The 14,862-nt window shown below is 67.4% G+C and carries 12 protein-coding genes; 5 read left to right on the forward strand and 7 right to left on the reverse strand.

Translation table 11 applies throughout. The annotated features are described in order from the left end of the window. The 7 genes from KDM41_13530 to dnaA form a co-directional block, all read right to left on the reverse strand. Positions 1-1,380: hypothetical protein (locus KDM41_13530; GenBank protein MCB1184444.1), on the reverse strand; the 1,380-nt coding region annotated here is incomplete at its 3' end. Positions 1,381-1,536: 156 nt separating this feature from the next. Then, positions 1,537-4,125 carry a DNA gyrase subunit A gene (gene gyrA, locus KDM41_13535; protein ID MCB1184445.1) on the reverse strand — a complete coding sequence of 863 codons (2,589 nt, stop codon included), beginning with the start codon at positions 4,123-4,125 and terminating at the stop codon, positions 1,537-1,539. Positions 4,126-4,251: 126 nt separating this feature from the next. Beyond that, the gene (gene gyrB / locus KDM41_13540; protein MCB1184446.1) at positions 4,252-6,201 is read right to left on the reverse strand and encodes a DNA topoisomerase (ATP-hydrolyzing) subunit B; all 1,950 of its coding nucleotides are present in this window, start codon (positions 6,199-6,201) and stop codon (positions 4,252-4,254) included. 85 nt (positions 6,202-6,286) lie between these two features. Continuing rightward, positions 6,287-6,598: a DUF721 domain-containing protein gene (locus KDM41_13545; GenBank protein MCB1184447.1), complete on the reverse strand. Its 312-nt coding sequence runs from the start codon at positions 6,596-6,598 to the stop codon at positions 6,287-6,289. A gap of 106 nt (positions 6,599-6,704) precedes the next feature. After that, positions 6,705-7,862, reverse strand: a complete 1,158-nt coding sequence (locus KDM41_13550; protein MCB1184448.1) for a DNA replication/repair protein RecF — start codon at positions 7,860-7,862, stop codon at positions 6,705-6,707. A gap of 10 nt (positions 7,863-7,872) precedes the next feature. Next, positions 7,873-9,012 carry a DNA polymerase III subunit beta gene (gene dnaN / locus KDM41_13555; protein MCB1184449.1) on the reverse strand — a complete coding sequence of 380 codons (1,140 nt, stop codon included), beginning with the start codon at positions 9,010-9,012 and terminating at the stop codon, positions 7,873-7,875. A gap of 496 nt (positions 9,013-9,508) precedes the next feature. Further along, positions 9,509-10,942 (reverse strand): chromosomal replication initiator protein DnaA, encoded by a 1,434-nt coding sequence (gene dnaA, locus KDM41_13560; GenBank protein MCB1184450.1) that lies wholly within the window; start codon positions 10,940-10,942, stop codon positions 9,509-9,511. A 578-nt stretch (positions 10,943-11,520) separates the two neighbouring features. Here dnaA and rpmH point away from each other — a divergent pair. From rpmH to KDM41_13585, 5 genes are all read left to right on the forward strand, one after another. Next, positions 11,521-11,655, forward strand: a complete 135-nt coding sequence (rpmH, locus tag KDM41_13565; protein MCB1184451.1) for a 50S ribosomal protein L34 — start codon at positions 11,521-11,523, stop codon at positions 11,653-11,655. A gap of 81 nt (positions 11,656-11,736) precedes the next feature. Beyond that, the gene (rnpA, locus tag KDM41_13570; protein MCB1184452.1) at positions 11,737-12,264 is read left to right on the forward strand and encodes a ribonuclease P protein component; all 528 of its coding nucleotides are present in this window, start codon (positions 11,737-11,739) and stop codon (positions 12,262-12,264) included. A gap of 64 nt (positions 12,265-12,328) precedes the next feature. Next, positions 12,329-12,655: a membrane protein insertion efficiency factor YidD gene (yidD, locus tag KDM41_13575; GenBank protein MCB1184453.1), complete on the forward strand. Its 327-nt coding sequence runs from the start codon at positions 12,329-12,331 to the stop codon at positions 12,653-12,655. Next, positions 12,648-14,447, forward strand: a complete 1,800-nt coding sequence (gene yidC / locus KDM41_13580) for a membrane protein insertase YidC (protein MCB1184454.1) — start codon at positions 12,648-12,650, stop codon at positions 14,445-14,447. Before yidD ends, yidC begins: the two co-directional genes overlap by 8 nt. Next, the coding region (locus KDM41_13585) for a Jag N-terminal domain-containing protein (protein ID MCB1184455.1) at positions 14,444-14,862 on the forward strand (419 nt) is incomplete at its 3' end. The genes yidC and KDM41_13585, both read left to right, overlap by 4 nt.

Genomic DNA, 14,862 nt, shown 5'->3' on the forward strand with positions numbered 1-14,862 from the left:
CGCCTCGGCCGACACCGACGCCTCGCCCCCCAGACCCGCCATGACGGGCGCGGCGGCCAATTCGGCGCGGAAGGGCCGGCCGTCGCGGTACACCCCTTCGAGGCGACCGTCCAGGACGAGGCGGCTCAGGGACTCGTCCCGCGGGAACACGAACTCCAGCCGGCCGACGGCCCCGTGGGCGGTGGCGGCGGCGAGCTCGCGCCATGGCCCGGCCGGCGTGGCGGCGCGGGCGGTCGCATCCCAGACGAGCGTGCGGCCCGGGCCGTCGTTCGGCTCCCAGCGGATCTCGCTCACCGGACCGAGCGGCCGGCCCCCGATGCGGAAGAGGTCGGGATCGACGGCGCCCGAACGATCGGCCGCGACGGACATGGTCAGGTGGAGCCGGCCGTGGTCGTCGCGGCGCCAGGTGGCGGCGGCGGACTCGGCCAGGCGGCAGCGCGCGCACAGGGGCGGCGCGATCCAGGCCGCCCGCTCGCCGGTGACCCGGTCGACCACGCCCCGGCGCACGCGCACGGCCTCGTTCAGCATGCGGCTCAACTGCATCCGCGTGGGGGCAATCGCGATCGCCACCGGCAACGCCTTGTCCTGCAATCGGATATCAAGCCTTGCATCCTCCAGCACCACCCGCGGCACCGGGCCCGGATCGAGCACGATCACGCCGATCCAGGGCGCGTCGGCGGCATCGGGCCGGCCCACGAAGGCCGTGGCGCGCGCGGTCTCGGGGCGGCCGGTCAGGTCGTGCCGCTCGGCGACGAGGGTCTGCTCGCTCCAGGCGCCGCGGCCCAGATCGATGCCATAGGCGCCGGTGGGCGCCTCGGCCATCAGGAAGAGCAGCGACCCGAGGTGTGCGGCGTTCCAGTGCACGTAGGTGAAGTGCACCGCCGGGTCGGGGCTTACCACGGCCATGGCGTCGCCCATGGCGGCGAAGTCCTCGTCGATCAGGCCGTCGCCGTCGTTGTCCCGTCCGTCGAGCCGGTCCTCGTCGACGCGGCCGTCCTGGTCGTCGTCACGCCGGACCGAGAAGCCGCGCTGACCGCCCGGCGCTCCCTCGGCGGTGACCGCGGTGAACGGGACGGCGGCGCGGTGGCGCTGGCGCAGTCCGGTGGTGATGTCGCGGGGAATCGCCTCGAGCAGGGGCGTCGCGCCCGACCCCACCCACAGCCCGCCGTCGGCGCGCACCTGGGCCGCGTAGCCGGCGCCCAGGTCGAAGGTGTGCACGGGGGGCGCCGCCAGGGCCGCCGCAACCGCGAGCTGCGCCACGACGACGACGAGGGCGGACACGCCGAGGCGTCCGACCCCGGCCCGGCGGCCGTCGCGACGGCGCAGGGTGCGGGGACGAGCGGTGCGGCGGAACAGGGATCGGCACGCGTTCGTGATCATGGCGTGATACTAGGGTGAGCGGGGAAGGGGATTCAACCGGGAATCGGCCGCCGCCCGGAGGAGCCCGCAGGGCGCCCGGAGGGCGTCTTTCCGGCTCCCACCCCCGCGGCGCGCCCCGGGCCGCGGCGGCCCGGGGGGTTGGCGGGTTCCGGTCGGTTACGCATCCGAAGCGGGCTCCGCGCTCTCGTCCGGGGCGAGATCCGGGGAGTCGTCGTCCTCGTCGGCACCGCCGTTGCCGAGCTCGTCCTGCGAGATCTTGGCGATGGACCCCACGAGGTCGTCGCCCTTCAGGTTGATGATCCGCACACCCTGGGTGTTGCGGCCCTGCTCGCTGATGTCGTCGATGGCCAGGCGGATCATGATGCCGCCCCGCGTGATGACCATGAGCTCCTCGCCCGGCGTCACGTCGCGGATGGCCATCAGCGGCCCGTTGCGCTTGCTGCACTTGATCGTGATCAGGCCCTTGCCGCCGCGCCGCTGGATGCGGTAGTCGTCCAGGGGCGTGCGCTTGCCGTAGCCGTTCTCGGTGATGGCGAGCAGCGCGCCGGGCTGCTCCTCGTCGGATCCGATGACGACCATGCCCACCACGCTCTGGCCCGGGGCCAGGTTGATGCCCCGCACCCCGCGCGCGGTGCGACCCATGCTGCGCGAGTCGTTCTCGTCGAAGCGGATCGCCATGCCGTCGCTGGTCGCCATGAGGATGTGGCTGCTGCCGTCGGTGACGCGCACCGAGACCAGGTGTTCGCCCTCGATGAGGTTGATGGCCCGGATGCCGGCCTGCCGCACGTTCGAGAAGTCGGTCAGCGGCGTGCGCTTGACGACGCCCAGGTTGGTGGCGAAGGCCAGGTAGTTGTCCTCGGCGAACTCGCGCACCGGCACCACGGCGTGGATCTTGTCGCCGGGCTGGATCTGGATCAGGTTCACCAGCGGCGTGCCCTTGGCCGTGCGCCCGCCCTTGGGGATGCGGTGCACCTTCAGCCAGTAGAGCTGCCCCTTTTCGGTGAGCACCAGCAGGTACTGGTGCGTCGAGGCGATGAACATGTTGTCGACGAAGTCGTCGTCCTTGGTGCCCATGGCCGCGATGCCCTTGCCGCCGCGGCCCTGCTGCTTGTAGGTGTCGACGGGAATCCGCTTGGCGTAGCCCTGGTTGCTGATGGTCACGACCATGGGCTCGTCGGCGATGAGGTCCTCGATGTCGATCTCGCCCTCGTCCTCGACGATCTGCGTGCGGCGCTCGTCGGCGTACGCCGCGCGCACCTCGGCGATCTCGTCGCGGATGATCTGCAGCACGAGGTTGCGGTCGGCCAGGATCGCCTTCAGTTCGGCGATGCGCACGACCAGGGCCTGGTACTCGTCCTCGATCTTCTGGCGCTCCAGGCCGGTCAGCCGGGCCAGGCGCAGGTCGAGAATGGCCTGGGCCTGGATCTCGCTCAGGCCGAAGCGGGCCATGAGCGCGGCGCGGGCCACGTCGACCGACTCGCTCGTCTTGATGATCTCCACTATTTCATCGATGTTGTCCAGGGCGATGCGGTAGCCCTCGAGGATGTGGGCGCGCTCCTCGGCCTTCCGCAGCTCGTAGCGCGTCCGCCGCACCACGACCTCTTCGCGGAAGTTCAGGAACTCCTGCATCGTCTCCTTCAGGCTCATGACCTTCGGCTGGTTGTTCACCAGCGCCAGGTTGATGACGCCGAAGGTGGTCTGCATCAGGGTGTGGGTGTAGAGCTTGTTGAGCACCACCTGGGGGAACGCATCCTTCTTCAGGACGATGACGATGCGCATGCCCTCGCGGTCGGACTCGTCGCGCAGGTCGCTGATGCCCTCGATGGTGCCCCCGCGCACCAGGCTCGCGATCTTCTCGATCAGCGAGGCCTTGTTCACCTGGTAGGGGATCTCGGTGACGATGATCTTGGCGCGGCCGTTCTCCTCGATCTCGGTCTCGGTCTTGGCGCGCACCACCACGCGGCCGCGGCCGGTGGTCACGTAGTCGAAGATGCCCTTGCGCCCGTGGATGGTGGCGCCGGTCGGGAAGTCGGGACCCTCGACGTACTCGAGCATCTCGTGGGGCTCGAGGCCCGGGTTGTCGAGCAGGGCCACCAGGCCGTCGCACACCTCGCCCATGTTGTGGGGCGGGATCTTCGTGGCCATGCCCACCGCGATGCCGTCGGCGCCGTTGATCAGCAGGTTGGGCACCCTGGCCGGCATCACCGACGGCATCATGCGCGAGCCGTCGTAGTTGGGCACGAAGTCGACGGTCTCCTTGTCCAGGTCGGACATGAGCTCCATGGCGACCTTCGTCATGCGCGCCTCGGTGTACCGTTCGGCCGCGGCGTTGTCGCCGTCGACCGAGCCGAAGTTGCCCTGGCCGTCGACCAGCGGGTAGCGCAGCGAGAAGTCCTGGGCCATGCGCACCAGGGTGTCGTACACCGACGCGGTGCCGTGCGGGTGGTAGTTGCCCGTGGTGTCGCCGGTGATCTTGGCCGACTTGCGGTAGGGGCGGCCGGGCGCCAGGTTCAGGTCGTTCATGGCCGTCAGCACGCGCCGGTGCACGGGCTTCAGGCCGTCGCGCACGTCGGGCAGGGCGCGGCTGATGATGACGCTCATCGAGTACTCGATGTAGCTCGTGCGCATCTTCTCGACGATGCCCGCCTCGACGATGGTCTCGCCGCTCGAGCCCAGGTCGGGCACGATGGGCGTGTCGTCTTCCGGCGTCCCGTTCTCGTCGTTGATCTTGTTGTCGTCCGACATTCCTCAGCCTCTTCCGATTCCTGGCGATCCGTTGCGATTCCCGGGGCGGGGCGCGCCCGTCCGTGGCGCGGCGATCTTCCGCGGCCCGTCCGCTCGAAGCCCGGGCCAGTTGGATGTCCGGATCCGCTAGATGTCCAGATCCTCGAGCTTGATGTTCCCCGCGTTCTCCTCGATGAAGCGCCGCCGCGGCTCGACCTCATCCCCCATCAGCGTGGTGAAGATGTGGTCGGCCTCGGCCGCGTCGTCGATGGTGACGCGGGTCATGGTGCGTGAATCCGGGTTCATGGTCGTTTCCCAGAGCTGGTCGGGGTTCATTTCACCGAGACCCTTGTAGCGCTGGATGTACACGCCCTTCTCGCCCACCTGCTGCACGATGCGGTCGCGGTCGACCTCGCTGTAGGCGTAGATCTCGGTCTTGCCCTTCTTGACCCGGTACAGCGGCGGTTCGGCGATGTACATGTGGCCGCGCTCGATCACCTCGCGGAAGTGCCGGTAGAAGAGCGTCAGGATGAGCGTGCGGATGTGGCTGCCGTCGACGTCGGCGTCGGTCATGATGATGACCTTGTGGTAGCGCAGTTTCTCGATGTCGAAGATGCCGGTGCCCACGCCCGTGCCCAGGGCCGTGATGATGGTCTTGATCTCGTCGTTGCCGAGCATCTTGTCCAGGCGGGCCTTCTCCACGTTCAGGATCTTGCCCTTCAGCGGCAGGATCGCCTGGAAGCGCCGCTCGCGCCCCTGCTTGGCCGAACCGCCGGCCGAGTCGCCCTCGACCAGGTAGATCTCGCATTCGGCGGGCACCCGGCTCGAGCAGTCGGCCAGCTTGCCCGGCAGCGAGGCCGAGTCGAGGGCCGACTTGCGCCGCGTCAGGTCGCGGGCCTTGCGCGCCGCCTCGCGCCCCTGGGCCGCCGCGATGCACTTGCCGATGATCCCCTTCGCTTCCCGGGGATGCTCGTTCAGGTACTCGGCGAGGTAGGTGTTCACCAGGGCCTCGACCTGGCCCTTGACCTCGGTGTTGCCGAGCTTGGTCTTGGTCTGGCCCTCGAACTGCGGATCGGGGATCTTCACGGCGATGATCGCCGTCAGGCCCTCGCGCACGTCGTCGCCCGTCAGGCCCTTCATGTCCTTCTTGAACAGGCCCGAGGTGTTGCCGTAGGCGTTCAGGGTGCGCGTCAGGCCGGCGCGGAAGCCGCTCAGGTGGCTGCCGCCCTCGTGGGTGTTGATGTTGTTGGCGAAGGTGAACAGCGACTCGCTGTAGCCGTCGTTGTAGTCCATGGCCACCTCGACCTGGATGCCGTCCTTCTCCCCCTCGAAGAAGATGGGCTCCGGGCAGATGACCGAGCGTCCCTCGTTCAGCCAGCGCACGTACTCGACGATGCCGCCTTCGTAGTGGAAGGTCTCGGTGCGGGGCTTCTCGGGGCGGTCGTCGGTGATGCTGATGTTCACGCCGCGGTTCAGGAAGGCGAGCTCGCGCAGGCGGCTGCGCAGGGTCTCGTAGTTGTAGACCAGCTCGGGGAAGATCTGGTGGTCGGGCTTGAAGGTGATGATGGTGCCCGTCTCGTCGGGCGGGCACTCGCCCATGACCTTCAGCTCGCCCTGGCGCTGGCCGCGGGCGAACTCCATGTAGTAGACCTTGCCGTCGCGGCGCACCTCGGCCGTGAGCCACTCGCTGAGGGCGTTCACGCAGCTGACGCCGACGCCGTGCAGGCCGCCGGACACCTTGTAGGTGTCGTTGTCGAACTTGCCGCCGGCGTGCAGACTGGTGAGCACGACCTCGAGCGCGGTCTTGCCCTCCTCCTTGTGCATGTCGACGGGGATGCCGCGGCCGTTGTCGATCACCTTGATGGTGTCGCCGTTGCCGATGATCACCTGCACCCGGTCGCAGTAGCCGGCCATGGCCTCGTCGATGGAGTTGTCGACGACCTCGTACACCAGGTGGTGCAGGCCGCGCAGGCTCGTGTCGCCGATGTACATGGCGGGCCGCTTGCGCACCGCCTCGAGGCCCTTGAGCACCTGGATCCCCTGGGCCGTGTACTCCTTCGCCCCGGGATTGCCGCTGGTCTTCCTGTCTTCGCTCATGCATCCACCCGTCTGGTGTGTGGTCCGGTGTTCCGTTCCGGACGTCTCCTGATGACTCCGGGAACCCGCCGTCCGGCCTCGCGCCTCAGCGGCCCTTGCGTTCCGGCGTCCGGCGCCCGAACTGCGGGGCGTCGCGCCACCGGATCCCGGTGACCGTGCCCGCGCCGCACAGGGCGTTGAACTTCTCGATGATGATGGGCACGAGCAGGGAGACCTCCTGCCGCCATGCCCCGTGGTCGGCCTCGAGCACGAGCACCCCGTCGGCCAGGTCGACCGCCCGCGAGTGCGCCGCGATCTCGCCGCCCACGATGTCGCGCCATTTGAGCAGCACCTGCCGCTCGGCCATGCGCTCGGACAGACCGCACTGGCGCAGCGCACCCTCGAGGATGCGGGACACCGGTTCTGGTCCCTTTCGGTCCTGCGGCATGGGATCTGGTCCTGGTTCCGAACGGGTTCGTTCCGGGCCGGGATTCGCGCCGGGCCCGGGGACGGGCCCCGCCGTGTCATTCCTCCGTGAAACCGCCCGCGGCCACCCGCCAGGCACGCATGCCCTCGGGTCGCCAGTCGGCGATGTCGTCACGACGCGCCGTCGCGATGAAGACCTGGTGCAGGTGCGAGGCCATCTCCTGCAGCCTCCGCGTGCGCTCCCGATCCAGTTCGCTGAAGATGTCGTCGAAGAACAGTACGGGTCTCACCTGGCGCTTCCGGTACAGCGCGTCGCTGCGGGCCAGGATCAGGGCGATGGCGGCCGAACGCGTCTCTCCCTGGGAGCCGTAGACGCGCAGATCGACCCCGTCGAGGACCACCTTGAAGTCGTCCAGCTGGGGTCCGATCAGCGGCCTTCCCCGCCGGATTTCGGAGTCCATAATATAGTCGAATTCCTGCCGGATTTCCCGTTCCAAATCATCTTTCGCGACGTCGGCGGCGCCGGCTTCCGTGAAAACCCGCGCCACGGACGCCAGTTTCGGCAGATAGAAAAACTCGAGATGCAAGTCGTTGTCCAGCAGCTTGTTGTGGGCTTCGCCAGCAAACGGTGTCACCAGCGCCGTGTAGTCGCGCCGACCGAGACAGACGACCGCCGCGTGGCCCGCGAGCTCGCGATTCCAGGCGACCAGTTCCCGGCGGGTTTCGGAGTAGTCGACGAAGCCGCGGCGCAGGTCGCGGAGCAGTCCCGTCTTCTGCTTCAGGGCACGCTGGAAGGCCGTCAGATGGGTCAGGTAGACCGGGTCGATCTCGGACCAGCCCTGGTCCGCGAACTGCCTGCGGCCGTCCGGTCCGCCCCGCACGAGGCGGATGCTGTCGGGGTTGAAGAAGACGGTCGCGAGACGGCCCACCAGGTCGGCGCGGCGCTTGAGGGGTTCGCCGTCGATGCGCAGCCGACGCCCCCCGTCGCGGCCGAGGCCGTACTCGCAGCGCACGACCGCGCCGCTGTCCTCCTCCACCTCGAGGGCCACGTGCAGGTGTTCGCTGTCGAAGCGGATGAGTTCCTCGCTGCGGGCGCCGCGGTGGCTGCGGCCGAGGGCGAACCAGTTGAGGGCCTCGAGGAGGTTGGTCTTCCCTTCACCGTTTCGCCCCAGGACGAGGTTGACCCGGGGCGAAAAGGTGAAGTCGTCTGTCTGCAGGTTGCGGAAGCCGTCGACCGATGCCGAGACGATGCGCAAGCCGGTGGTCCTAGTCCCCGGCGAGGCGCAGCGGCATCAGCAGGCACAGCACGCCGGTCTCGGCGCCGTCCTCGTCGACGGGCTTGATCAGCGCCGCGCTCTGGGCATCGCGCAGGGAGAGGATCACCTGGTCGGACTTGATGTTCTTCAGGATGTCCTGCAGGTAGTTGTAGTTGAACCCGATCTCCATGGCGGCGCCGTCGTAGCTGACGTCGATCTCGTCCTCGGACTGGCTGCCCTCGGTGCCGCGGGCGGCCAGTTCCATGCGGCCCGACTCGATGCCCAGCCGGATCTGGCTCGTGATGCGGTCGGCGGTGATCGACACCCGGCGGATGGCCTGGACGAAGTCGGCCTTGTCGACCGTCACGTCCTTGTCGTTGTCCCGCGGGATGACGGCGTTGTAGTCGGGGAACGGTCCCTCGAGCAGGCGGGTGTGCAGCACCGTGGCGCCGGCCCGGAAGCTGAGCTGGTTCTCGCCCATGAAGACGGTGACGTTGCCCGAAGCGTCGTCCTCGTCGGCCATGGCGGCCGCGATGCGGGGCAGGTGCCGCAGGCCGGCGGTGTCGACGATCATGTTGCGGTCGCCCGGGACGGTCCAGTCGAGTTGGCGCGCGCTGCGGGCCAGGCGGTGGGCGTCGGTGGCCACCAGCGTGAGCGACTCGGGCCGCACTTCCCAGAGGATGCCCATGAGCGCCGGCCGCGTCTCGTCGCGCGAGACCGAGTACGAGGTCTCGTTGATCATGTCGATCAGCAGGCTGGCCTCCACGTCGAGCCCGTCCTTCTCGGCGAGAGCCTTCAGCTTCGGGTACTCCTCGACGTTCATGGTGTTCTCGGTGAGCCGCGACTTGCCGCTGACCAGCGTGATCTGGTCGCCCTTCTGGGCGATCTTCACCGTGCCCGAGCGCAGGCTGCGCACGAAGGGCACGAACTTGACGGCGGGGATGGCCACCTTGCCCGCGTCCTTGACTTCGACCTTGCCGGTGCTGGTGGTGATCGAGATGTCGAGGTTCGTGGCCGACAGCGTCAGGCGCCCGTTGCCGACTTCCATCAGCACGCAGGTCAGGATGGGCAGGGTGGTCTTGGCGGGCACCACGTTGGCGACGACGTCGAGGGCCTTCTGCAGATCCTCTTGCTGGATTTCGAACTTCACGCTGGATCCTCCGCGGAACGGTCAGGAGATGGGCCACGTCGACAGGATCGCCATGATAGGAGATCAAACCTCCGCAATCAAGTCCGGCCTGCCTTCTCCCGGCTCTTCTCTTCTTCCATTCATTGATAGATAAGGATGTGGTCGTAGAAGGGGGTGTGGACAACGGGGACAACTCCCCGGAAGTCCCGCCGTCACGGGCCAAACCCCAGCTGCGACTTCCTTCCCGTTTGGGAAAACCCCGGGACAAGTCCACCGGGTTATCCCGCTTTTCCCCAGGCCGTCCGGGTTGTCCCGAGGACGGCCGATCCATCCGGAACTTGTGCCCCGGTTTGTCCCTGCATTGTCCCCGGATATTCCGGGCCGGAAACCGCCGTCGCGGCGGCCGGATCCGACGGGTCGACGGCGACGCCGGCCCGGCGGAGCCGACAGCGGCGGACAGCAGTCGTGGCGGACGGGGCGACGTCCGGTCGGGAGACGGTGCGGGTGGCGCGCGACGTCAGCTCGGGAGGTTTTGACGACCCCGGATGCGGTCCTGGATGTCCAGCACCGCGCCGCGGAAGCGCGCGTCGGTCTTCATGAGGCCGGCGATCTTCTGGCAGGCGTGGCTCACGGTGGAGTGGTCCTTGTTGCCGAAGGCGCGGCCGATCTGGTTGAGGGAGGCGCCCGTCATCTCTCGTGACAGGTACATCGCGATCTGACGGGCCCGGGCCAGGTCCTGGGTGCGTCGCTTGGACTTGAGTTGATCGACGGTCACGTCGTGCACCTCGCAGACGATGCGCATGACGTCGGCGATCTTCACAGGTCCGGAAGAGTTCCCCTGGAAAAAGGAGGAGAGAACCTCGGAGGCCATTTCCAGGGTGATCTCGTTACCCGTCAGGCTCGCGAATGCCAGGAGGCGGATGAGCGCCCCCTCAAGTCGGCGGATGTTGTCGGTGATGTTCTCGGCGATGAAGGTGATCACGTCGTCGGCGATCATGATCTGGTTCGCCTCGACCTTGCGCTTCAGGATGGCCATGCGGGTTTCCAGGTTGGGCGGCTGGATGTCCGTGATCAGGCCCCACTCGAAGCGGGAGCGCAGGCGCTCCTCCAGGGTGGTGATCTCCTTCGGCGAGCGGTCACTCGTCAACACGATCTGTTTCTTGAGGTCGTACAGGGCATTGAACGTGTGGAAGAACTCCTCCTGGGTCGACTCCTTGCCCGTCAGGAAGGCGACGTCGTCGACCAGGAGCACGTCCATGCTGCGGTACTTGGCCTTGAACTCGGGGGTGCGCCGGTCGCGGATCGAGGCGACCAGGTCGTTCATGAAGTTCTCGGCCGTGATGTAGCAGATGCGCGCACCGGGATTGCTCCGGGCGATGGCGTTGCCGACCGCATGCATGAGGTGGGTCTTGCCCAGCCCCACGCCCCCGTGGATGAAGAGGGGGTTGAAGTGCCCGCCGGGATTGTTGGCCACGGCGGTGGCGGCGGCGAAGGCCAGATCGGTGCCGGAACCCACCACGAAATTGTCGAAGGTGTACTCCGGATTGATGTTCGTCACGGTGGCCTGGCGGCGGGGCAGCGGTTCGGTGGCGGCGGCCGGCGCCGAGCGCCCCGTCCCGTCGAGGCGGGCGGCCGTCCGGGGTGCGCTGTCCTCGTCTTCGTCACCGGCCGCGGGCACGGGCAGCGGCGCCAGGGCTTCGCCCCCTTCGGGCACCTTCAGGCGGCATTCGGTCTCTGCGCCGAAATAGACGGTGACGGCCTCGTTCAACGCCTCGAGATGATGCTCGCTGAACCAGTCCATGAAGAACCGGTCGGGGCAATGGACCTCGAGGGCCGAGTTTTCGGAATTCTGGGGCTTGAGGGGGCTGAACCAGGTGTTGAACGTCTGCTGGGCGACCTTCTGGCGCACAACGTCCAGGATCTCGGGCCAATATGTATCGAGATTGGTCATGGAACTCCCGGGACCCCTGTGGACGCGTGCCTTCGAACCGCGGCCGGACCGGCGGACAACCTCATCGCTGCGGAGAGGTTTTCCCCCTGATTCGCTTTCCGAACCAACCTGGGACGGCATCCAGGCTCAACGAGGGGACGAACCCCAACAACAGCCCGGGATTATCCCAGAACTTGTCCCCCGAAGCGGGAAACCAATAATGTATTGACGTTAATGCAGTTGTGAGAAAAACCGCGATGAGAAATGAAAGTTATCCACAACCGTCAGGCTATGTGGATAACTTCGATGTCTGGATCTGAAGTTATTCTCACCTGGGGCGAAACTAGCATGGCCATCTGGGGCCAGCAAGGGATTTCTTTCAGAAATTTCATCAGATGATCTAAGTTGCTCGAAATTGGGAAAGTAGAGAATTTGAGGGGGTTGGACGGGTTCGCCCGCCGGCGGGGTCGCGATTTTTCGGGTTCGGTCGGGGCGTGATCGACCATGTTGATAACCTCCCGTTTTTCTTGACACTGCAGAGCCGCTTCATTAACCTTGGGCGGTTCAAAGGCCAACCTGTGTTGTAAGGAGCGAGATCCGTGAAACGGACATTTCAACCGAGCAATCTCAAGCGTGCCCGTCGCCACGGCTTCCGCAAGCGGATGTCGACCAAGGCCGGCCGTCTTGTGCTGAAGCGCCGTCGCGCGAAGGGCCGCAAGCGCCTGTCCGCCTAAGGGCCGGCACGTCCCGCCCCGCGACGCCATTCGGACCGCCGTACCCGATCGATCAGGCTAAGTGTTTCCATGATGGATTCGGTGAGCAATGACCAGCGCAAGGTCCGCTGGCGGTCCCTGGTCAGAAAGAGCGAATTCCAGCAGATCTATCGACAAGGCGTCAAGAAAGTCGGACGCCTCGTCGTCGTGTATCTGATGGAGCCTGAGCTGCGATCCGACCCCTCGCCCTCGCCGACAGCGGCACCCCCGCCGGATCTGGCCCGCGCCGTCGTGGCCAGCCGCAAGGTGGGCAACGCCGTGGCCCGCAACCGCGCCAAGAGGCTGCTGCGGGAAGCCCATCGCACGGGCCTGTTGGGCGAGCCGGGCCGCGCCAGGCAGATTCGCGACAGGTTCCTGCGGGAACCGGACGGGCCGACGGCGCCGGGCGCCGCCCCCGTCGATGCGCCGGACGCCCCCACGGGGGAGGGTCGGCACGCGAACAACTACAAAGGCCTCTGGGTACTGCTCATCGCGCGCCAGGCGATCCTGGACGCGAACTCCCGCCAGGTGCGGGAGGAACTCGATGACCTGCTGAGCCGACCGCTCGCCGGCAGACCCGGGGAAGCCTGATCAACCGGTGCTGATCGTCCATACCTGTTCTTCCTCTCTCGGGACGGGGCACCACGGGACCTGTATGTGGCGTTTGCCATATTTCCTGATTCAAGTCTACCGGCGGGTGGTCTCACCCCTGCTGCCGAACACCTGTCGGTTCCATCCGAGCTGCTCCGCCTACGGCGCCGAGGCCTACCGGGTCCACGGTTTCCTGCGCGGCACCTGGCTGACGATCCGGCGCATCGCCCGCTGCCATCCCTGGCACCCGGGCGGATTCGATCCCGTTCCCGGCCACACCTGCGAACATGACCACCGTGGTCATGGCGACGGGCCGGGCGCCACGCCGCGCATCGCCACCCCCGGCGGCGTCCTGACTCCCTCGACCAACGGAGATTCGTTCCATGGATAGGCGGACCATCCTGGCCTTCGTGCTCATCTTCCTCGTCTTCACCACCTACAGCTTCGTGATGAAGAAATTCTATCCCCCCGAGACCCCGTCGACCGCGGCCGATTCCCTGGCCGTGGCGACCGCCGACCCGGCGACCGTGACTCCGCCCCGCGCGGACGGAGTCACGCCGGCCGAGTTCATGGCCGGGGCGACCGCGGATTCGTTGCCGGTGCCCGCGACCGCGGCGACGACCGCGGCCGAAGCCCTCCTGCCCGCCGCGCTGGCGGCGCCGTCGGAGGTGCGGGTGCAGGGCCCGCTGTACGAGTTGACCGTCGACACGCGCGGCGGCCGCATCGTCAGCTGGCACGGTCTGGAGTACGACAGCCACACCGGCGAGCCGGTGCAGCTCGTGCCCGCGACCATCCCCGCGCGGGGGAACGAGGCGCTGCTCTTCCGCAGCGCCGAACTCGACCTGTCGAGCCTCGTGTACACGGCCGACAAGCCGGCCGTCACCCTGCGCGAAGGGGAAGGGGCGATCTCCCTGACCCTCTCCGCGCAGACCCGGGGCGGCTTCGAGGTCCGGAAGATCTTCACCTTCCGGCCCGACATGTACGGCATCGAGGTCGACTGGGTGCTCGCCGCCGCGGGCGGGCGGGCCCATCCGGCCCTGGATCTGACCGGCACCCCGGAGGACTTCCGGTTCGGCTGGAACCAGGGCATCGCGCCGACCGAGCGGAACCAGAAGATGGAGCAGACCGCCTTGCGCTCCCTGGCCCGCGTCGGCGACGACTACCACTACAAGAAGCAGAACGGCCTGCACAAGAACGCCGACAAGGTGACGGACCAGTGGCGCGGCTCGGTGCAGTTCGCCGGGTTGCAGAACCGCTACTTCACCATCGTCGGCATCGTTCCCCGGGAGCAGGGGGAACCGGTCGAGGGCAGCATCCGCGTGGGCGGGGACACCGAAACGATGACCCAGAGCTGGGCCATCGACGTGCCCGCCCGGCGCGGGGTCGGGGACGAGATCGCCGTCGCCCGCCTCGACATGTACATCGGTCCGCAGCGGACCGAGCTGCTCAGTTCCTACGGAGTCGGTCTGGAAGAGACCATGGACCTGGGCTGGAAGGTCTTCCGGCCCCTGGCGAAGATCGTCCTGGTCGGACTCAACTTCATGCACCGGTACATCCCGAACTACGGGCTGATCATCATCATCTTCTCGGTGCTCACGAAGCTTGCGTTCTACCCCCTGACGAAGTCGTCGACCGCGTCCATGAAGAAGATGCAGGACCTCCAGCCCAAGCTGAAGGCCCTGCAGGAGAAGTACAAGAACGACAAGGAGAAGCTGAACCAGGCCACGATGAAGCTCTACCAGGAGGAGAAGGTGAATCCCCTGGCGGGCTGCCTGCCCCTGCTGGTGCAGTCGCCCGTCTTCATCGCCCTGTACCAGGCCCTGAACCACACCATCGCGCTGCGGGGACAGCCGTTCGTGCTGTGGATCAAGGACCTCAGCCAACCCGACGCCATCGCGACGCTGCCGTTCGCGCTGCCCCTGCTGGGCAACGACCTGAACGTGCTGCCGATCCTGATGTCCGTCGCCATGTACTTCCAGACCAAGTTCACCCCGAGCAGCGCAGCCGGCGGCCAGATGGCCATGATGAACACGATGCTGCCGCTGGTCATGATCTTCATCTTCTACAACATGCCTTCGGGCCTGGTCCTGTACTGGTTGGTCAACACCATCATGCAAGGCTATCAGAGCTGGCAGATCCACAGGACTGCGGCGCCCGTCGGCGGAGGAACCCAGACAGCATGAGCGATTCGATCCAAACCACAGGCAAGACCGTGAACGACGCGGTCTCCGAGGCGCTGCTCCAGTTGGGGCTGCGTCGCGACGAAGTCGAGATCAAGGTGCTCGAGGAGCCGAAGTCCGGCCTCCTCGGCTTCATCGGCAGCCGCCCGGCCAAGGTGCTGGTGCGGAAGAAGCCCGAGCGCAAGCGCGGGGAGCGCAACCGGGGTCGCGGCAGCCGCGACGAGAACCGGGCCATCTCCCTCGGCTCGGGCAACGGCGACGGCGGCAAGCGCGGCCGGCGGCGCAACGAGCGCGACGACGACGACCGGCAGGAGAGCAAGGGTCGCCGCGACGGCGGTCGCGACGGCGGCCGCAGCCGGGACGACCAGGACGGCGAGCGCGACGAGAACCGCCGCAGCCGGCGGGGCCGCCGAGGCGG

It is taken from the genome of bacterium (assembly GCA_020440705.1).
GTDB lineage: Bacteria > Krumholzibacteriota > Krumholzibacteriia > LZORAL124-64-63 > LZORAL124-64-63 > JAGRNP01.